The sequence below is a fragment of the Methanomicrobium sp. W14 genome (genome assembly GCF_017875315.1).
GTDB lineage: Archaea > Halobacteriota > Methanomicrobia > Methanomicrobiales > Methanomicrobiaceae > Methanomicrobium.
This window is the reverse complement of sequence record NZ_JAGGMM010000003.1, coordinates 524,249-545,462: the sequence shown is the minus strand read 5'-3', so window position 1 is coordinate 545,462 and position 21,214 is coordinate 524,249. Positions and strand designations below refer to the sequence as shown.

The 21,214-nt window shown below is 34.8% G+C and carries 17 protein-coding genes and 1 pseudogene; 8 read left to right on the top strand and 10 right to left on the bottom strand.

Annotated elements, in window-relative coordinates; all coding sequences use genetic code 11:
• Positions 1 to 11 precede the first annotated feature (11 nt).
• The 4 genes from J2128_RS11845 to J2128_RS11830 all read left to right on the top strand — a co-directional run bounded on the left by J2128_RS11845 (position 12) and on the right by J2128_RS11830 (position 4,902).
• On the top strand, positions 12 to 1,256 hold the full coding sequence (locus J2128_RS11845; RefSeq protein WP_209691634.1) for a bifunctional 2-polyprenyl-6-hydroxyphenol methylase/3-demethylubiquinol 3-O-methyltransferase UbiG: 1,245 nt from the start codon (positions 12 to 14) through the stop codon (positions 1,254 to 1,256).
• Positions 1,257 to 2,840 (top strand): glycosyltransferase family 1 protein, encoded by a 1,584-nt coding sequence (locus J2128_RS11840; protein WP_209691633.1) that lies wholly within the window; start codon positions 1,257 to 1,259, stop codon positions 2,838 to 2,840. It begins immediately after the preceding gene.
• Entirely contained in the window at positions 2,841 to 3,749 is a 909-nt protein-coding gene (locus J2128_RS11835) for a glycosyltransferase family 2 protein (protein ID WP_209691632.1), read from the top strand.
• An 88-nt stretch (positions 3,750 to 3,837) separates the two neighbouring features.
• Positions 3,838 to 4,902, top strand: a complete 1,065-nt coding sequence (locus tag J2128_RS11830) for a glycosyltransferase family 1 protein (protein WP_209691631.1) — start codon at positions 3,838 to 3,840, stop codon at positions 4,900 to 4,902.
• A gap of 173 nt (positions 4,903 to 5,075) precedes the next feature.
• Here J2128_RS11830 and J2128_RS11825 read toward each other — a convergent pair whose 3' ends face one another.
• On the bottom strand, positions 5,076 to 7,283 hold the full coding sequence (locus J2128_RS11825; protein ID WP_209691630.1) for a hypothetical protein: 2,208 nt from the start codon (positions 7,281 to 7,283) through the stop codon (positions 5,076 to 5,078).
• 141 nt (positions 7,284 to 7,424) lie between these two features.
• Between J2128_RS11825 and J2128_RS11820 the strand changes: the two genes are divergently transcribed.
• On the top strand, positions 7,425 to 8,378 hold the full coding sequence (locus J2128_RS11820) for a glycosyltransferase family 2 protein (protein ID WP_209691629.1): 954 nt from the start codon (positions 7,425 to 7,427) through the stop codon (positions 8,376 to 8,378).
• Complete coding sequence (locus tag J2128_RS11815; protein ID WP_209691628.1) at positions 8,371 to 8,802, top strand: GtrA family protein; 432 nt, start codon at positions 8,371 to 8,373, stop codon at positions 8,800 to 8,802. The genes J2128_RS11820 and J2128_RS11815 overlap by 8 nt, the downstream gene beginning before the upstream one ends.
• 907 nt (positions 8,803 to 9,709) lie before the next feature.
• Here the strand turns inward: J2128_RS11815 and J2128_RS11810 are convergent.
• A pseudogene (locus J2128_RS11810) lies at positions 9,710 to 10,647 on the bottom strand (IS5 family transposase).
• A 91-nt stretch (positions 10,648 to 10,738) separates the two neighbouring features.
• Positions 10,739 to 12,352 carry a hypothetical protein gene (locus tag J2128_RS11805; RefSeq protein ID WP_209691627.1) on the bottom strand — a complete coding sequence of 538 codons (1,614 nt, stop codon included), beginning with the start codon at positions 12,350 to 12,352 and terminating at the stop codon, positions 10,739 to 10,741.
• A gap of 253 nt (positions 12,353 to 12,605) precedes the next feature.
• On the opposite strand from J2128_RS11805, the gene J2128_RS11800 reads away from it, so the two are divergent.
• Together J2128_RS11800 and J2128_RS11795 are read left to right on the top strand one after the other, a co-directional pair.
• Positions 12,606 to 13,637, top strand: a complete 1,032-nt coding sequence (locus tag J2128_RS11800; RefSeq protein ID WP_209691626.1) for an NAD-dependent epimerase/dehydratase family protein — start codon at positions 12,606 to 12,608, stop codon at positions 13,635 to 13,637.
• Positions 13,638 to 13,647: 10 nt separating this feature from the next.
• On the top strand, positions 13,648 to 14,370 hold the full coding sequence (locus tag J2128_RS11795; protein ID WP_209691625.1) for a nucleotidyltransferase family protein: 723 nt from the start codon (positions 13,648 to 13,650) through the stop codon (positions 14,368 to 14,370).
• A 334-nt stretch (positions 14,371 to 14,704) separates the two neighbouring features.
• On the opposite strand, the gene J2128_RS11790 is transcribed toward J2128_RS11795, so the two are convergent.
• The 7 genes from J2128_RS11790 to J2128_RS11760 form a co-directional block, all read right to left on the bottom strand.
• Entirely contained in the window at positions 14,705 to 16,471 is a 1,767-nt protein-coding gene (locus J2128_RS11790; RefSeq protein WP_209691624.1) for a flippase-like domain-containing protein, read from the bottom strand.
• A 42-nt stretch (positions 16,472 to 16,513) separates the two neighbouring features.
• Positions 16,514 to 17,233 carry a transaldolase gene (locus J2128_RS11785; protein ID WP_209691623.1) on the bottom strand — a complete coding sequence of 240 codons (720 nt, stop codon included), beginning with the start codon at positions 17,231 to 17,233 and terminating at the stop codon, positions 16,514 to 16,516.
• A gap of 90 nt (positions 17,234 to 17,323) precedes the next feature.
• Positions 17,324 to 17,917 carry an HAD-IIIA family hydrolase gene (locus J2128_RS11780; protein WP_209691622.1) on the bottom strand — a complete coding sequence of 198 codons (594 nt, stop codon included), beginning with the start codon at positions 17,915 to 17,917 and terminating at the stop codon, positions 17,324 to 17,326.
• A gap of 7 nt (positions 17,918 to 17,924) precedes the next feature.
• Positions 17,925 to 18,530, bottom strand: coding sequence for an SIS domain-containing protein (locus J2128_RS11775; protein ID WP_209691621.1), 606 nt, complete (start codon positions 18,528 to 18,530; stop codon positions 17,925 to 17,927).
• Between the two features lie 14 nt (positions 18,531 to 18,544).
• Complete coding sequence (locus J2128_RS11770) at positions 18,545 to 19,255, bottom strand: sugar phosphate nucleotidyltransferase (RefSeq protein ID WP_209691620.1); 711 nt, start codon at positions 19,253 to 19,255, stop codon at positions 18,545 to 18,547.
• Positions 19,255 to 20,238 (bottom strand): hypothetical protein, encoded by a 984-nt coding sequence (locus J2128_RS11765; RefSeq protein ID WP_209691619.1) that lies wholly within the window; start codon positions 20,236 to 20,238, stop codon positions 19,255 to 19,257. The genes J2128_RS11770 and J2128_RS11765 overlap by 1 nt, the downstream gene beginning before the upstream one ends.
• Positions 20,235 to 21,212: a Gfo/Idh/MocA family protein gene (locus J2128_RS11760; protein ID WP_209691618.1), complete on the bottom strand. Its 978-nt coding sequence runs from the start codon at positions 21,210 to 21,212 to the stop codon at positions 20,235 to 20,237. Before J2128_RS11760 ends, J2128_RS11765 begins: the two co-directional genes overlap by 4 nt.
• Positions 21,213 to 21,214 lie beyond the last annotated feature (2 nt).

The window sequence follows — 21,214 nt, the reverse complement described above, 5'->3', positions numbered from 1 at the left end:
AGGTAATTAATATGGGTGATCAAAAAAACCCTGAATTAAATGATATTTGGGATTCAGGTATTCGGAATAATATTGAGTATCTCAAAGATAATTGTGATGTCCAGTCACCCGACTATATATTAAAACCAGGTTGCAGAAAAAAGTCGTATTGGTCTTGTTTATCTGATTTATTTCATCATCGCAGTAAATTAAATCTATTTGTAAAAAGACAGACGATTTTTAATGAGCATCTCATTCGAATAATTGAGATGGTTCAGGACAATATTAATGATCAGTTTAAGACAATTGATACCCAGATTAATAGTTTAATAAAAAGTCATGAAGATTTGAATAATCAACTTCAAAATGTTGTTAATGTTCAACAATCTGATCTGAATAATATTTATAACCAGTTTAAGACAATTGATACCCAGATTAATAGTTTAATAAAAAGTCATGAGTATTTAAATAACTATATTCAGAATATTGGTATTGCCCAAAAGTCCGACCTGAAAAATACGTGTGATCAATTTAGGAAAATTGATACTGAGATTAGTAATTCTCTCAGGAAAATTAATGAAGTTGATTGCTATTTGAAACCTCAATTATCATCTGAATTATTTAACAGGTTCTCCCCCAAAGCAGATAGATTTAATTATTTGGATTTTGAGAACTTATTCAGGGGTTCTGAGGAGCTTATAAAACAAAGGCAAAGCTGGTATGTAGATTATTTTAAAGGTAAAAATAAAGTCCTGGACCTCGGATCAGGTAGGGGAGAATTTTTAGAATTACTGAGTGCTGAAGGCATTTTTGTGACCGGTGTTGATAATAATGAGGATATGATTCAAGTATGCCGCAATAAGGGTCTTAATGTAATTCATAGTGATATATTTGATTATCTTAATTCAATACCTGACGATTCTTTGGATGGGATTTTTTCTGCGCAGGTTGTAGAGCATCTTCCTTTTGAAAAGTTGCACGAGTTTTTTAGGCTGGCTTATAATAAATTGAAAGACGGGGGAATTTTTGTTGTTGAAACAGTCAATCCTTATAACCTTTCGGCATTCAGATTTTTCTTTTTAGATCCGTCTCACCAAAAACCGTTATTTCCGGAATTTGTTTATTTCATGTGTCAATCATCTGGATTTAAAGAAATTTTAGTTAAATATATTTCTGCTGAAACCAGTTCAGGCAAACCATGTACTGAAGACAATGGTGGGCAATGGAAATACGGAGATTATGCAGTTATTGCAGAAAAGCATTTAGCGAGAGATTAAATGAAAATCGGAATCAATTTATTGCCTTTAAGACCCGGAAAAAATGGAGGAATGGAGGTTTATCTTCGGAATCTTCTTGAACATCTGTTTTTAATTGATAATTTTAATCAGTATTACCTTATTACGGCACCTTATAATGAAAATTCTTTAAAATATACTGCAAAGAATTGTCATAATATTCCGGTTCACGGCAGTTACAGAATTTTGAGTAGTGTTTGTTCAAAATTAAAAATCTTTGGTTCTGCCGATCAGAGGTCTGAAGACCCTTTAGTCGAAATTATTAGAAAATATGATTTTGATCTGTGGTTTTGCCCATTTTTAAGCCTTGATCCTCGTCCACTTAGTATTCCCGGAATTGTTACGATTCCAGACCTTCAGCATGAATATTTTCCTGAATACTTTTCCAAGGAGGAGCTGGCCCTAAGAAAAGGATATATACTGCCTTCTTGCGAGCAGGCTTCCAAAATTGTTACAATATCTGAATTTTCAAAAGAAAGTTTTATAGAAAAACTTGGTATAGATCCGGAAAAGATTGTAGTTATTTATCTTGCAGCAGGAGATAATTTTGGGAAATCCTCTGAAAATGCAGGTTTAGTTTCAAAAAAGTATAATCTCCCTGAAAATTTCCTTTTGTACCCGGCAAATGCCTGGGAGCACAAGAACCATCTAATGCTTTTGGAAGCGTTTAAAGAATATAGGAAAAGGTATTCAGACTCTTTAAATTTAATATTTACAGGCAGTGGTTTTGGAGTTAACAGGAGTATCCAGAATTTTATATCTGAACACAGACTCACGGATTGCGTTCATGTTCTTGACTATGTTGATAAGGAGGATATGCCGGGATTGTATGCATGCGCAAAGGCTCTTGTATTTCCCTCTCTTTTTGAGGGATTTGGAATTCCGGTAATTGAAGCGATGGCATCGGAATGCCCGGTAATTGCCTCAAACACTACAAGTATTCCGGAAATTGCAGGTGATGCTGCTTATTTGTTTGATCCAAAAGACCCCCAGGATATATGCGTGGCTATGCATAAAGTTATATCAGATAGTTCTCTGCGTGATGAACTGATTTTAAAAGGGAAAGAGAGGGCAAAGCTGTATTCTTATGAAAAAGTTGCTGAGATGCACTTGGATCTTTTCAGATCTGTTTGTAGTCACGACTCGCGTTCAGATAAATGCTGTAAGAATGATTCTCATAGATTTTATGGACTTTATTCTGACGGTTGGTTTTCCAAAGTAAAGTTTATTTATTGCGGTGCAAAAAATTACCGTCATTTGTGGATAAATCTTCGGGGGGAACTTCCGGTAAATTATCCGATGAAAATAAAAGTAATTCTTAATGGAAAAAAAACATATAATATAGGTATCCCGGAGATAGGAAAGTATACTTTTGGGTTTGAAATACCTGATATTTGTGAAAAAAGTGGAGAATGCAGCGTTGAAATTATTTCAAAAAAATCATATTCTCCCAAAAAACTAGGTATCGGGGAAGATGAACGCAAACTTTCCCTGGTTTTGGAATCACTTAAAATGTCTGAAAATAATGAAAACCCAACTGATTTTGTTAACATGGAAGTAATCTGAATGAAATCCCAGGAAATGCCGCTGGTCACTGTAGTTACCCCTTCATATAACCAGGGAAAATTTATTGAAGAGACCATTCTCAGCGTTTTAAATCAGGATTATCCAAATATTGAATATATTGTTATGGACGGTGGTTCTACCGATGAGACTCTTGAGGTCCTGAAAAAATACAACGGGCGTATTGTCTGGTTTTCGGAAAAGGACAATGGTCAGACAGATGCCATAAATAAGGGTCTACGCATGGCAAAGGGTGAAATTCTTGCTTATCTCAATTCGGACGATACCTATCTTCCCGGTGCTGTCAGCCGTGCTGTGAATTATTTCAGGGAAAATCCTGACGCAAAGCTGTTATACGGGGAAGGTTATCATATAACCGCTGAAGGCGAGGTCATCGAAAGATATCCCACCGAGCCTTTTGATTTTAATCGTCTCGCTGAAACCTGTTATATCTGCCAGCCTACGACATTCTGGAAACGTGAAGTCATTGAGACTGTAGGTTTGTTTGATGACAAACTTCAGTTCTGCATGGATTATGATTACTGGATAAGAGTGGCGGAAGAGTATGGAGGTTTTGATTACCTGCCTGAATATCTGGCAAATTCCAGGTTTTACCAGGAAACCAAGACGATGTCCAAGAGGCTTGAAGCGCATGCAGAAGTTCTTGAAGTTATGAAAAACCATTTTGGAAAGGGTAATGTCCCTTCAACGTGGGTTTATGCATATGCGCATATTTACATGGATAATTTTGTTTCACGTGATACAAAGCTGAAAAATATTTTTTTTATGATTGGTATGACGACAATGTCAGCGTTCAAATTTTTGCAGTACAATCACAAAATTCCGTTTTCAGAATTTCAGAGATGGAAAAAATGGTATATCGATTCTTTTTTCCATTATTTTGTTAATTAAATCCAGGAAAATAAAAATGAAGATTGGCATTGATATAAGTCTTACTGTAGGGGAAAAGGCAGGTGTCGGGTATTACACGTCAAATCTTGTGGATGCTCTTGCAAAAATCGATAAAAAAAATAAATATATTTTATATCCGTTTTTTTACTATATTTATCATCAGGATTTTAAAACGGCTGAAGCTCCAAAGCAAAAAAATTTCCATATCCGTCTTAAGAGAATGCCTAAAAAAATAATTGATTATTTGTGGCACTTTGAATTTTTAAGAAAAAATATAATCGGTAATGTTGATATCCTCCATTCGACGACATTTTGCACTCCAAGAGATCATTACGGAAAACTTATAGTGACTATTTATGATGTAAGTTTTCAGGCACTGCCTGAATGCCATACCGAAGAAAACAGGCAGCACTGCCTTAAAGGTACTATTGATGCAGTAAATAATGCCGACTGTATTATTACTATTTCAAATCACGGTAAAAATGAACTTGTGAAGTACTTTGATGCAGACCCTGATAAAATTAAAGTTACTTATCTTGCAGCAAAAGATATATTTTCACCTTCCTGCCAGGATGAACAGAAAAAAATAATTGACAAATATAAACTGAGTAAAGGCTTTATTCTTTTCGTAGGTTCATATGAACCAAGAAAAAATCTTATCACTTTAGTAAAGGCATATGTCAGTCTTCCTGAATCGACAAAAAAAAGGCATTTGCTTGTTATTGCAGGCGGAAAGGGGTGGCTGAATTCAGAAATAGATGATATTATAGAATTAAATAAATCTTCAGATATTCGCCGTATAGGATACGTTGATGAAGACGACCTTCCGGGTTTATACTCTGCAGCTGATGTTTTTGTCTATCCTTCTTTATATGAAGGGTTTGGTCTTCCTATACTTGAGGCTATGGCCTGCGGGGCACCTGTTATAACATCAAACACTTCTTCAATGACTGAGGTTGGCGGCAATGCAGCCCTTTATTTTGATCCTCATGATGAAAATCAGTTGAGAGAACTCTTGATTAAAACAGTTGACGATGAAAGCCTGAAGGAAGACCTCAGGCAAAATGGTTTTAGGAATGCAAAAAAATTTTCGTGGGAGAAAACTGCAAGAAAAACTCTTCAAATCTATGAATCTGTGTATAAAAATGATTAATCTATTTTTTTATATGGAATTATAATTCAGATCCCTGATTAATAATAAATATAGCATTCAAGGTGTTGAAAATGTCATTTTAGAGTGAGGAGCTGATTTTACTGCACAAGGATGAGATATGAAAAAGGGTTCATAGGGGCATTTGAGTTGTTTAAATTAGGTATTGGTAGTTTTTAGTTTTCTCCAGTAATTTTCATTTGTGAGATATGCACTAAAAAATCCCTTGGGTCTTCTGGAATTATTACACTGGCATTTTCAGGATATCTCGTTTTAAATTTTATAACATTTAATCCTGGTTGAATAATCAGTGGAATTGATACTGTTTCTGTTCCATCTGTTTCAATTGTTTTTTCTGTTTGGGATTTTCCTTCAACAACTGAAATATTTACAATTCTTTTGTTGGTTTCAGGGTAACCAATGCCTGGAATGGATAAATATGACAAATTAATATTTTGTTCTTTACTACCTTGCCAGTATAGATATATTTCCATTTCTTTTCCAAGCCAATTAAATTCAGATCCTTCTGTTCCCTCCATTCCTTGAGGATTTTCGATGAAAGCAATTAAGTTTTCTTTTGTTTTTTTTGGAGACATTTGAGGGTATTCTCCTCCGAATGTTATTTTTGTTGCATTTTCTGGAAATAGTGAAATGTTATTAAATGGAAACTTTTTAGAATACACTTTTTCAAGAGGAACATCTCCCATTACACTATTTATAAAAAAAATTCGATCATTTCTTCCGTGATAAGCTGCCCAAGCCAAAGGATATGGATGAGATATAGATAAAATAATATCTTGATCTTGAGTATTTTCTAAATAATTGTAGAGTTCAATCATTTCTTTTGTATTGTCTGTTTCTACTGCACTTCTATACCCACCAGTTATGCTGGATGATGCAAGGCATCCAGAAATTACTACTGATGATATTAGTAAACAAATCAAAGCGATTTTTGGGATTTTATATATATATGGGTGAAGAAAATCTTTTATTTGGGTGTTTGTATCATCTTCTTCCTTTTCCCAAAATCCAGATAATAACACCCAAACACCAAACATCAATAATGGAGATACTGCCATCAGCATTTTGTAAAATTGATATGGATAAGGTTCTGCTTGAGAAAGAAGTACCAATGGGAATAATGATATTGTGAACAAAAGAATAGTTATTACATCCTTTTGTTTTCGCATTAAATTAATAATTCCTGTATATGCAACGATTGAAAGGAGTAATGCGGAGAAATTCACTATAAAAATTAATGTAGAATATGTCAATAGTGGTCCCGAATAACCAAACCATAAATATCCTAATCCTTCTACAGTTTCAGAAAATGGGAATATTGACTGTAATATATTTGGTATATTTCCTCTGGTAAGAGCAGAGAAACTCCTAAATATATAACCCACGTTAATTACCAATCCCCCGAGAACTATTGAAAAAAAAACCAAAAGTGATGAGAGGATCTCTTTTGTTTGAAGAATATACCATATCATGCCGAAAAATGCCAGAATTATAAGTAATGGTGTAAATTCAGAGTATATTGAGTGACTCCCTGCAAATATTATAATGCCAATTGCAATAAAATGCCAATCTTTTTCTTTTAATGAGAAATATATAATTAGTGGAAAAATTAAAAGAAATGGGACTGCAAGCGCTTGTGAAAAAAAATCCTGCAAGTGAATTAATGCAAATCCCGGAATACACGCTGCTGATATTGCTGCACCATATTGTGCCCATTCATCTTTTATCAGCCGTCTGGAATAAATCCATATAACAAAAAAAACTAATAATGGGCTTAATAGGGAAATTGCTCCATATGCTGTCTTTGCATTCTGAAAGGATAAAACTGCAACATAACCCTCTAAAACACTTTGACCTATACGATCATCTTTCTTTATAATTGCCTCTGCTAAATAAGGAATCTCACCAACCTGATCAAGAGATGTACTGAACGGACTATCTATTAGAAATTGAGACGTAGCAACGTAATTGTATTGATCAATCCATCCATATCCCAGATAATTTGATGGACCCAAGGCAAAATATCCGATACCATTTGATAGAATCACAATAAGGGCAAGAATAAATAGTTTTTTAGGAATTTTGGGTGTTTTGGGATTATTTTGTTTATAATAAATATAAGTTCCAATTAAAATCAAAATGAAAAATGGAAATACAGATATTGATAACGGGATATTCAAATAAATAAAGGTTTGCAAAATTAATATAGAGCAAGAGATTCCCAAAAATGGTATCAGAATCCAGAAGTACGAATTTTTATATTTTTCTGGTATTAATATCCAAGATATCGCCAAACCACTTAAAAATATTATCAATAATGTCAAAAATAACATTATTATAGATGAAATAATTTCAACAATCACATTATAACCTCAAATATTTGTTTTTAGATCTATCTACGTAATGCGCTTAAATGTTAGAATTATGTTCTGAATATTTCTAGGATATTTGTTTATACTAAAACAATATTTAAATGTATTTTAAGAATAACATAATTAGAGAGAATGTCTCAAATTTCGGAATTGATCTCAATAGTCGTCCCAGTTTATCGAGAAGAAACCAATATTAAACCATTTCTTCAAAGAACAGAGAAAGTAATGGAAAAATTTAATCATTCCTATGAGATTATTTTTTGTCTTGATCCTTCTCCAGACAATACGGAACAGGTGATAATGGATGAGATAAAGAGGAATGAAAACATCCGTCTTATCAGGTTCAGCCGGAGGTTTGGTCAGCCTGCTGCAACTCTTGCCGGAATTCATTTCTGTAAGGGGGATGCCTGTGTCGTAATTGATGTAGACCTTCAGGACCCACCTGAACTTATTGAGAAAATGGTGGAAAAATGGAAGGAAGGCTACAAAGTTGTCTATGCTAAAAGAAGTTCAAGAAAAGGAGAGACCCTCCCTAAAAGAATTATCACTAAATACGGATATCGCATAATAAACAGGATATCGGATGTGGCTATTCCTTCTGATACCGGAGATTTCCGTTTGATGGACAGAGTTGTTGTTGATGAACTTAAGAAACTTCATGAATCGCATGGTTTCCTGCGTGGAATGGTTGCATTTGTTGGATTTAAGCAGACTGCTATTGAGTATGACCGCGATGAAAGGGCGTCGGGCGTCTCCAATTACAACAGGTATATAGGATCGCTGAAGATAGCATTCAACGGAATAGTCGGTTTTTCGATAAAACCATTGCAGCTTGCAACGCTCCTTGGAGGAATTATAGCATTTTTTGCATTTATACTGGGTTTCTGGATACTTCTTGAAAAGTTAGTGTTAAATGCCGACCTGACGCCTGGCCTTACCTGGACTATTGTCTTAATAACTTTCCTTTCCGGAGTGCAGCTTTTATCGCTAGGGATTATGGGTGAATACGTCGGGCGTATTTATGAGGAAGTAAAACAACGTCCATTATATATTGTCGAAAAAACGGAGAATCTTGGTAATGAATAATCTCAGGATTAAAATGTCTGATATTTTATCAGATTTTGATCTTTTATTCATTATAAAAAAATTGACCAAATACTGTATTTCCGGAGGCACAGGGGCTCTTATTGATTTTGGAGTATATTCTTTTTTAATATACTTCTTTTCAGCAAATTATCTCTTTTCAAATTTGGTTTCTTTTACATGTGGGACACTTGCGACATATTATCTTCAAAAAAACTGGACTTTCAGGTATAAGGCAAATAAAAGGTTTTCTGCTTTTAAAAGGTATATTCTGGCAGTTATAGGTACTTATATATTAAATACGCTGCTATTGTTTATTTTCATAGACCTTTTGGTAATCAATGTGTTTATTGCAAAAGTTCTCCAAATATTATTAAGTACTATCTGGGGATATTCAGTCAACAGTATCTATGTATTTAAAAAATAAAATATACTCCTCTCTATTTGTGGAAACAGCATAAAAATATGAAAATTGATGGTGAAGGTATTTTGGCTTTATTTAATCACGAATGAAGGGAAATTCCTTATACGCCCTGTAGAAGACCTACTTCCTTTTTTTGAAGTAGCATAATGAAGAATTGTCTTGATCTTGATTCCTTTAATTTGATTGTTTTGTTAAAATTTTAGTAAAAATACAGGCAGAAAGCCATTATCCATCGTAAAACATTGGCATTTTGTTACTCTTTGAGTCTGATTAATCAATTATTTTGCATTTTTTCTACCATTCACCGGAGATTTTGAAAATTTCCATCCCAAGACCAGCAAACTCTTTGAATCAACTGCAATTGATGTTTTTACAAAACTTTTAAGTCTTTTTCCAATTCGCTTTGAATAATAGTGACTCGCATAATCGCAGTTAAACCCGGTTGCATCAATTGATGTAATTGGGATTTTCTTTCCTTTTCTGCAACGATTTTCTGATTGTTTTGTTAAGATTTTAGCAAAAATACGGGTGGAAATCTCGGAAAAAATTTATGGAGAGTAGTGAAATGAGGGATCTCCTGTACGATCGATCTTTCGGTCGCTATTTTACAAGAGGATTTCTGCAAAGCCGTAATCTTCTTTTTTGATCAGTATTTATCGATTTTAAGAGAATTGTTTTAGATTTTTCTGTGTGAATTCTCCGTTTCTTTAGGATTCATCTTAAGAAATTTGACTTTAAAAATTTTGAAACCTAATGATTAGTATTTCAGAAGTGATAAATAAAAAACTAACAAAATTCAGAGAATTACTATTATCTCAATTTTAATGATTCAATAAATACAAAGATTTCCTTCTTCTGAGTTTTTCTCTTATTCTTTGAGTATGTCTTTCAATTTTACACAGCTATCGCTCTAGAGTGCTCTTTTGCTAACTGTCTTCAACTGATACCGGTTAAAGCAAAATGCTGAGAACGTATTTTTCACCCATACTCTTTTCAGTTCTGTTACCCTCACAGATTCGGATCGAAAGACTGTTTTAATCACAGCAAACAGTCTTTCCCCTTTAGACCTTTTTCTGCTGATTCTTTTATTACGGATTTTATCCCTGATATCAATCGGATGTCCTCTTGCTCCTCTTTTCATAGTTGCGTTAAATCCCTTGCATTCCGCTCCTTGGTATCCCTGTCCCGGTAATTTCCCCTTCTCTGGATAGATCAATTTGGCTGTCGTGAACGGATGCAGTAGTCGTATAAATTCTTCGAATCAGATCATAATCTCTGCCAAGAATTGCGTGTAATTTATATCCAAAATGAGATTTTTCTCCTTTCTTTGTCCATGTACCATCCTTGCTTCTCTTGGTTTTTGCTTCCTTTCCTCTTGGTGTATTCACTTTTTTATGTCCGGGATTTGAGTGAATAAATGTTGCATCCTGGATCATTCCTTTTCGTATTGTCAGACCTTTCAAATCCAATTGTCGTTGTAATTCATCCCAGATTAGAGAATCTTTTCCTGATTCAGATAATCTTTCACGAAAGAGCCAGACGGTAGATCTGTCAGGGATCTTTTCCGTATAATCGATGAATTGTCTGAATGAAATCCTGTCATTAGCCAGTCTTTCAAGTTCCGGATCTGAGAGTCCGAGCCATTGCTGAATGACAAAGCATCTTAATCATCGGAACTTCATCAAGATTAGGACAACCTCCCTTCTCTGTATTGTTTAAATAGAGCTCTTTGATGATAGGATTGAATTGTTCCCAGTCAATCATCTTCTCTACTTCACTTAAGCGGTCTCCCAATTCAGCAATATATTCATTTTCATTCTTAATTGCAGAATTAGTGAATGTGCTCATTAACCAGAGGTCGATCTTTAAGAATTAAATAATTCTTTTTTGAGGGGTTTATAGAAATCCTCTAAATATCATTTGAGCTAAAATTGTTAAATTATTTGCAGAAATCAATTTGTATTATTTTAATATTTTTTAATAAAGATCCATTCTTTAAATGTAGTGCATGATATTTTTTAACGGACCATTCATGGGCAATATACGTTTGATTATTTTTAAATGAATTATTAAGTATAAGTAATGATGGAATAATCCTAGTATAAAAAGGTATTGAAAGATTATATGCCCCCAATGAACACATTGGTGGAATATATGTTATTATTATTGGTTTTTCACTAAATTGTGTATCAATATACAAAGTATTTGTTGTATTAGTGATTGCTTCAGGTATATGAGAGGACTCACTGTATGCAGGAACAAAAGAAATTGCGATCACTATCGAAATAATTGGACATAAGTATATCAATTTTTTCATTATGCCCTTTTTTATAGTTAGTCCTAAAATGACTATATAACAGTAAGATATTGGTGTAATTAACGTAAATAAAGTGGCTTGAATCATAGATAATCCAATAAAGTTACCATTATTTAAAACAAATATCTCAATTATTATGCCGGCATACAAAAAGTAAAATAATGAATAAAATGGCTTGTTTATAAAATCACCTAAAGCATTCTTCTTGTAAATGTACTGCGCTGTAATAATGATCAAAACTACTATTGGGAGAATTGAAAATATTATTCTTGTATCTGTATTAAATATTGTAGATGCCCCATTGGGAATTAAGCAACTGTCACCATAAAATCCTCCAGTTAAAAATATGTTAAAATTATTAAATATCTCATTAAACGATGTGGAAAATAAATCATCAAAAGAGCTAAATCCAGAGTATCCAACATTAAATAATTGGTTTCGAATTGTAACAATTAATGCCACTACTATTAGGAAGAAAGGGGCTAATACAAAAAGTATTCCTTTCTTTATATTTTCTTTTATGATTTTTTCATTAAAATTTGGTAAAGTTTGTTTAAGTCTGTGAATCATAGCATACTCACAAACAATATAAAAAATAAAAAATATAACGCCCAATGATAATATAAAAAAACCTGTAATATGGGAGAATATTGAAAGAAATAAGAATATATATGACGCTAAACCAGTAAAAATAAGTTTTGATACATTAATCTTGTTTTCTTTGATTTTTGTATACGTAAAAGTAACTAGTAATAGTGCTAATAATGCAAAATACCCGGATAATATTCTGGGCCATGTTCCCCAAACAAAAATTAATGAGTTCATTAGTAGAAATCCAAATCCACTGAAAGAAATTGGAAAAATTATGGATTCTTTATTGAACTTAAAAAAGAGACATGCAATAAATATAAATATGGCAAATGTAATTACACTTATAATTTCTAAAAGTGAGCTAAGCCCTTCGATTGAGCTTAAATCTAGAATATGTGACATAAGTGTAACAAAATAATAATCCAACTGATATGTGAACAGATTAGAACGTTCATATATTGGAATATTGCCAGCCATATCTAAAGAAATTAATCCATATACATCAGTATATGGGTGAAATGGGAAAAAATGAAATAACAGTATTATTGGCAAAATAGAAGAAACAGTAATAATATATATTATCAAATGGTTAAAAGAAATATTTTTAATAATCTCTTGAGCTGATTTTCTTAAATTAAATAGCAATTTTTTACCTCGTACGTGATTATTTCTTAGATCATTAAATTCTCGCTTTATGAAATAAAAGTTTTTTCTTTTATTAAATGATTTATTTAATGTGAGGCCGATTCAATATTTAAGTTGAATCCAAATTTAAATACAAAAATGATCTTCAGTAGTATGACTTTTTGGAAATGGTAGTTTTTATGGTAATTTTCAGATCTTCCACTTCGAAATCTCTATCTTTAATTAAGATTATAACACTTTTAGTGAAATTTGAATGAAAATACTTGTAACCGGTGGATGCGGTTTTTTAGGTTCTCATATCTGTGAAATGTATAAAGAACAGCATGAAGAGGTTGTTTCTTTTGATAACCTTACTAAGAAGGAACTTCTGCGGACTGGGTATAAAGTAAATGATGCTAGAAATTATAATCTGCAATATCTCAAAACAATTGGCGTTTCAGTGATTAAGGGGGATATTAGTAAGTCTCAACAGCTGGAAGAAGCTGTAAAAGAATGTGATTATATAATTCATACTGCAGCGCAGCCTGCTATGACCGTATCTATAGAAAATCCCCGGTTGGATTTTGATACAAATGTTCTTGGAACGTTTAATGTCCTTGAGGCTGCAAGGAAATATGACATTCCAGTAGCGTGTTGTTCTAGTATCCATGTATATGGGAATGGAATAAATAATTCTCTGGTTGAAGGGGATAAAAGATTTACACGTGTTCCTACTGTAATTGATGAGAATTATCCAATATTGCAGGGATGTCTGACTCCACTTCATGCCTCTAAGAGAGCGGATGAAATTTATTCTCAGACTTATATTGATACATATGGCTTAAAAGCTGCAATATTTAGATTAAGTGGAATGTATGGACCACGTCAGTTTGGAGGTGAAGATCATGGGTGGGTTGCAAATTTTGCAATAAGAACTGCTATTGGTCTTCCTATTAAAATTTTTGGAACTGATAAGCAAGTTCGAGATATACTGTATGCAAAAGATGCGGCATTAGCATTTGATGCTTTTTATCAACACCAATCTCCTGGTTTGTATAATATAGGAGGTGGTGAGTCAAATATGATCTCACTTGGGGAATGTCTTCAGATCATAAATGATCTTACTGGTAAGAAATCTTTAATTGAAAAATATGATGCAAGATTGGGAGATCTGTGGTATTTCGCCTCAGATATCTCTAAAGCCAAAAAATGTCTTGACTGGGCGCCAAAGGTTAGTAATTATGAAGGTCTTACAAAAATCGTTGAATGGATATTAAAAGAAAAGAATTTGTTTGCCGCTAATTGAGAGAATTATTATGAAAGCACTTATTCTTGCTGGCGGAAGAGGAAAACGCTTGGGGGACTTAACCTCGCAAATAAATAAATGTATGATCCAAGTTGGAAAAAAACCGGTTATTGAGCACAGTTTAATGCGTGTAACTGAAATTCCAGAAATTAGTGAAGTAATAATTGTTGTTGGTCATCGTGCAGAAGATATAATTAATCATTTTGGAATTAGTTATAATGGCAAAAAGATACAGTATGTTATTCAATGGGAACAATTAGGATTAGTTAATGCAATAGAATGCGCAAAAGATGCCATTGGAAGTGATGATTTTTTACTGCTTCTTGGTGATGAAATTTTTATCAATAGCAGACATAAAGAGATGGTTCAAACATACGTGAAAGATTGTCCATTTGCTATGTGCGGAGTATTTGTTCAAAAAGATTTAGAAAAAATATCTCGTACATACACTGTTTTGTCTGATGAAAATGGCAGAATATTCCGATTAATTGAAAAACCAAAAAAACCCTTGAATCATATTCAAGGAACTGGAAATTGTGTCTTTAGAAATGAAATTTTATCATACATTAAAAGAACTCCAATACATCCAGAGCGTGGAGAAAAAGAATTACCCGATTTGATACAATGTGCTATTGATGATGGGAATGAAGTAAGTATATTTAATATCTGTGATAATTATGGTAATATTAACACAGTTTGTGATAGAGATGAAATCGAGATAATTATCCATTAATAGTTTAACCTTAAAAAACCCTAATATTAATTTTAGAAGAGACAAAATTTTTATAGTTTCAATTTCGTTCTATTTATAATCTTTTTGTATCACTTAGTATTATTTACGTGAATCTTATGCAAAACTAGAATTCTGTGAATGGTTGTAATAATCTAAATTCTCTTAGTAAACAGAGGTAAATGAATTACAAAGAATCAGTCCTTGCAATGGACAAAGGAAACACAAATAAATCTTATTTTATGCGTTTTTTATCAATAATTAATAAAAGGATTGACTATTAATTAATATATAAAGCAGTATTTATTGTTTTAACAGAATTTTAAAAAAATATCTGTTATATTTTTTCTGATGGATTATTTATACTCTTGTCTTCTGAATTCATATTTTTTTTGAAGTATCCTCTTGATGCAAATGCAATATGTATTGTTGCTATTATACCAAAAATAAAGATTACAAGTCCTCTTGCAACATGATCTATAAGTGCAATAGACATTCCCAAAGCGCTTGGAACAGAAAAAAGCATTAGTACTCCTGTAATTGAAGCTTCGTGAATCCCAAGGCCAGCAGGAGTAAGGGGAATTGTCTGAGCTATGAATGCTACTACTCCACTAAATGTTGCATAAATAAAAGGTAAGCTATATCCAATGCTTTTCGCAGCAAAAAAAATGCTTAGAACTTCAAAAAACCATACAGGTATTGATAGGCAAAAACAGGTAAATATCGCTCTTGGATTTTTTGAAATATTAGATAGTCCTTCCTTTATGAGTAAAATTGACTGATTTATCGATGGAATTCTAGGTTCAAAGATTTTTATGATTACCTTATCATATCTATAAATTACAAATAAAATAAAAAACATTATAAATAAAATGCTAAATGATGCAATTTCAACATATATGAGTGATTCCCTATAGAAAAATGCGGAGCTAATCTCTAAAAATAAGATAAGTGTAATTACGTCTAGAATCCTTTCAATGACAATAGTAGAAAGCGTCATACCAAGGGGTGTATCAGAGTTTATTTTGAGGGCAGCGGCACGAGCGATTTCACCTAAACGTGCAGGGATTAAATAATTCAGAAACCAGCCAAACATAATGCATCTAAATAATATATCTCTTGAGTGAGTGTATCCTGCACTTTTTAAGATAATATCCCATCGCCAAGTTCTTATAAAAAATGAAAAAAGAATTGCTAAACAACTTAATAAGATAAATCCCAAATTTGCATTAGTTAGAAGTGATATAATCGTTTTAACACCAGTTAAATTAAGGAGAAATGCAATAATTAGTGCTCCAAAGAACAAGGCAAGAAGGATGCCTAACCATGAGCCTTTAATGAAAAAATGAAAAAGATCTTTTAGTGAAGAAACACTTTCCTGAAAAAAAAGTTTTAAAAAACGTTTGCCAAAAATAATCCCATTCTGAGGCAATTTTAATTTAGCTTCCCCCGCTTTTCGATTTGCCCAATATACAGGTACTTCGACACTTCTAAATCCAAGAATGTAAGCTTTAACAGGAATTTCCACTGTAAGATCAAAGCCACTAGACTCCAAATTTTCAATTCCAATTGCATCTAATACTTCTTTTCGGTAGGCTTTAAATGCATTAGTTACATCATGATTGGAAATTCCAAAAGAATATCTCACTAAATTGTTGAATGCTCTGTTAGAAATTAACTTTGCAAAAGGATATTCTTTGAGGGTCGCACCTTTGATGAAACGTGATCCGTATGCAATATCATACCCTTCATCAATTTTTTTAATAAGATTAATTATATCATTTGGATCTTCAGAGAGATCTCCCATAAATGGTATTATTATATTACCTTTTGCTTCAGCCATGCCTGCTTTAACAGCATTTCCAAAACCCGGTGATTTTTTTCGATGGACAGGATGAATATGCGAGTCTTTTTTTGCAAGTGACTCTATTAGTTTAGGAGTAGAATCTGTACTATTATCATTTACAATTATGATTTCATAATTTTTGATCAACTTTGAATTGGCTAATACTGGAGTTAAAACGTTCACTACATTATTTAGATTTTCCTCTTCATTTCTAGCTGGTACAATACAAGAAATAAAATATGAATTTTCTAATCCCATTTTAGTTCATCCGCAAATATGATTTTTTAATTTGGGGTTTAATCACAATATGTTGTATCCTGCACTTTTTGCATCGTTATAAAACATCTTTACGGTCTCAAGAGAAAACTGGTTTAAATCCTTGTTTATTTGAGGGACCTTTTTCAGGATGTCGTTTGTTATTGTGATTATATCGCAGCCGCAGGCCTCAGCCTGAACCAGATTCAGAATTTCTCTAGTACTTGCCCATAAAAGTTCAGTCTTAGGTTTTGATTTAAGGATTTCTGCAGCCTCTTTCATTATGGGTGCGGGGTCTCTTCCGCTGTCGGCAATCCTGCCGGCAAATACTGATATAATGCCGGGTGTATCAGAAGAAAGTGCCTCTGCAATCGTTTTCACCTGTTCAAGGGTGAACACCGCCGTAACATTAAGCTTCAGTCCCTCTGAGGAAAGTTTTTTGATGACAGGGGATGTACTCTCTCCTTTTGTGTTCGTTACCGGTATTTTGATGTAAACGTTGTCTCCCCAGCCTGAGATAATCCTTGCCTCGCGCTCCATTCCTTTAGGGTCGTCTGAAAAGACTTCAAAAGATATAGGGAGATCAGGTATCTCCTTTAACACTGTTTTGGCAAATTCCTCATAGCTTGAAACACCGGCTTTTTTCATGAGGGTAGGGTTTGTAGTAAATCCGCTTACAACCCCTTTTTTGTATTCTTCGACCATTCCGTTAAGATCTGCACCATCAGCGTATAGTTTGATATTAAAATGTGTTAATCCTCTCAATTTAAACTCTCCATTATACTATTTATAAAATTTTCCCGAAACTATAAAGGCACTTTTTTACGATATCATTAAATTATAGCTTGCATTTATCTAAACCCTTTTGGATGGTCTTTCAAATTTAAGGATTATATTTTTGGCCTCTTCAATGTTCTCTGCATAAAAGTCCGGGTTGGATTTTCCTCTTTTATCAGATGAATGCGGCTCTTTTATAAGAATTGTCCTGGTTCCTGCGTTTTTGCCGCATTCTATGTCGGAATCTCTGTCACCAATCATCCATGATTGGGACAAATCTGTTCCATAATCTTCTGCAGCTTTCAGCAGGAAATAGGGTTTCGGTTTTCTGCATTCGCAGATGTATGAATATTCTGGAACGACTCCGTCAGGGTGATGGTAGCAGTAATAAAATTCACGGAAATGTATATTGTTCTCTGTGAAAATTTCCTCCAGCTTTTTATGTACAGCTTTAATCTGTTCCAGAGTTGTTTTTCCTTTTGCATAGTCGGGCTGGTTTGATACGATAAACAGGTCAAAGCCGGCATCAGCAAGCGAGTGAAGCGACCGGATTACTCCCGGAAACAAAGAAAGGTCTGCAGGGTCATGCGGGGGTTCAAATTCACCGGTACCTGGGTTAAAAACAAGCCTGTTTATAACACCGTCCCTGTCTAAAAAAACCGCTTTTTTCATATGAAGGTTATTTCGTACTTTCCCATTTCATCTCATATTTCTGCATTTTCGGGCTTGAAACGATAAGGTGCCATACAACAGCCTGAAAAGCTTCAGTCTGTGGTGTGACTGTCTTTCCGTTTACCGTAGGGATAATAACGCAGGCGTCTGCAACCTCTGCCGTATATCCTCCGTCACGTCCGACGACACCAATTATTTTCGCGTTATTTTCTTTTGCATACCTGAGAGCGTTAACAAGATTTACACTGACGTTTTTCTCTTTGTTCCCGCCACCGACTGAAAAAACAAAGATGCAGTCCTTGGAATTAAGCCTGCTTCCCTTAAGCCAGCTCTCAAAAACTGTCTCCCATCCGTCATCGTTTACCCTTGCCGTAAGTTCAGAAACGTTGTCTGTTGGGGCGTAGGATTCAATTCCTGCAATTTTTCTGAAATCATTGACCGCATGCGATGCGTGGCCCGCACCTCCGCCTACTCCAAGAATAAACAGTCTGCCGTTGTTTTTTCTTGTATCCAGAAGAATATCTGTCATCTTTTGGATTTGCGTCTGGTCTATTTTATTTATAATTGTAACAGCGTCATCAAGAAAATCAGAGATGTAATTGTCTTCTGTCATAAATTTAAGCTCCGTTACATCTGACGTGGTTTTCTATTCAAGATATATTCTTCGGTTTCTTTTATTCCCTGAAGTGATCCTGTCTCGTAGAATCTGGTCTCGGCCTCATATGAGCTCACAAGCCCCAAATCAGCATATTCCGAGAGGACGAGAGAGAGATCAAATGCTTTGTCCGGAGGATATCTGTCGAATATATCTTTTTTTGTGACAATCATGCCGTAGTCGATATACTCCATTGAAGGGTCACTTCCTGTTTTATCGTATTTTATAATATTCCCGTCTTTTAACGTAACATTACTTTTATCAAACATGTTTCTGTTTTTGTAGACTGTCATAAGAAGAGGAAGACCTTTTTCATAAAATGTGCTGACTACAGTTTTGATTTCTATGTCAAGGTATGAGTCTCCGTATGTTATTATGAAATCTTCAGGAAGGATTGATGATGCCTTTTTTACTGCACCACCTGTCCCCAGGAGTTTGTCTCCGTCGTATGAATATTTTATACTGACATTAAATCTGCTCCCGTTTCCAAGGTGCTCTTCTATCATTCCGCCGAAATTTCCGAGACAAAGAATAATCTCCTTAACACCCTTTTCTTTCAGGAGAAGGATCTGCTGGTCTATAAAGGGGCGCCCTGCAATTTCCAAAAGAGCTTTTGGCTTTGATTTTGTTAAAGGATAGAGGCGGGTCGCAAGACCTCCGGCCAGAATCACAACCGGCAGCATCAGGATGTAGTCACCACTTTGCTTCCGTCGAAATCAAACCTGAACCTGACCTCCTGAAGGCCCTCATGCCTCATTGCATTGCGGAGTTTTTTGTTGTCCTCGGAGTAGAACATAAGAAAACCTCCTCCTCCTGCCCCAATTAACTTACCTCCCAAAGCTCCGTTTTGCATAGCAATGTCATACCATTTGTTGATTCTGTCGTTACTCATGGAGTTTGAACGTTTTTTCTTGTTTTCCCAGTGTATGTTCATGATATTGGCGAATTCATCCAGGTCTCCAAGTTCAAACGCCTTTTTACTTTTGTACCCAAGTTCCTTCACGGAATGAAGGTTGTCAATCATTGAAGAGTCGTTGTTTTTGCTCTTGTCGTCCTGTTCCTTTAGTACATTTGACGCAGAGCGTGAATATCCTGTGAAAAAAAGAAGCAGGTGGTCTTCCAGGTTATACAGGGTGTCCTCGGAAATATTCAGTTTTTCAGCTTTTACGCGGTCGTCTTTGCAGAACGTGAAGCAGTTTATTCCGCCGTATGCTGATATGTACTGGTCCTGCTTTCCGATTGGTTCTTTGAGCAGGTCCATCTCAATATGGCAGGCTTCCTCTGCAAGGTCCGCAGGTGAAACAAATGTCTTGTTGTAAGTGTGAAGGGCCTTTAGGAGTGCACATGTAAAACTGCTTGACGACCCGAGGCCCGTTCCTGCCGGGATATCGGCAAGACTTGCAAGTTCGAAGTTTTCTGATTTAATATTAAGGAGTTTAAGTGATTCTCTTATTATAGGGTGCTGGATACTTTCAATATCGTTTACATGCTCTGTTTTAGAATATTTAACTATAATTTCTTTCTGGAATGTCTCATGAAGGGTAATATATACATATTTGTCGATGGCAGCGGATATCAGAAATCCTTCATTTTGCCTGTAGTATGATGGCAAATCTGTACCGCCTCCGCCAAGGGATATTCTAAGAGGGCTTCTTGTGATAATCATATTTCATATTCACCGTAGATTCTTGATACAATTTTTAGATTCTCTCTGGCATCATAAAGGTCCGGGTGTAAAGATACACCCGATTTCACAGCTTCTTCAAATTGTTCAAACTGTGTTCTCCATGAATTGTCCGGGAAAGGGTATTCCCAGATAGTTGTTTCTGGAGGCCCCATCTGAGGGAGCATTCTGTATAATGTAAGGCGTTCGGTTCCGTAACTCCCGCCTATTCCGTCTATCTGGAGTTTTCCGGTTTCGCAAAATATTTCATATGAAAATAAGTTTTTCCATTCTGTGCAGCTTACATGAAGCCATGCAGTTTTCCCGGATTCAGTTTCAAGGTATATAAATCCGTTGTCTTCTACCGGCATATTCCAGAAGTATGTATGAATATACCCGTCCACTCTGGTGAAATCACCGAGAAACCACCTTGAAAGGTCTATAAGGTGAACCCCCTGATCCAAAAGCTCTCCCCCTCCGGAAATTTCAGGGTTGGCACGCCATTCATTCTCATAGCCTTTTCTTCCCCCGTGACCGTAACGGCCCCGGATATACATGATTTCACCCAAATCCCCCGATTCGATTATTTTTTTGGCTTTGATGAAGGAGGGATGACATCTGAGATTGTAGCCGACCATAATCTTAGCAGGTTTATTTTCGGATTCTTGGATTATTTCGTCGAATTCCTTGTAGTTGCGGGCTGCCGGCTTCTCTACAAGGACATTGATCCCTGACCTGACCGCTTCAAGGGTTATAGGCGCAAGCCAGTTGTTTGTAGTTGAAATGATTACAGTATCGATTCCGCTTTCTTTAAGCATTTTTTTCCACTCGGAATACGGTTTGACTCCCTGGTACTGACACGCAAGCTGTTTGGCACGGTTTATGTCTATATCAGCGACTGCATGAAGGTAACCCTGAGGCAGTGAAGCTGCTCTTTTGTGTCCGATAAGGCCGCATCCTATAATACCAACATCCATTT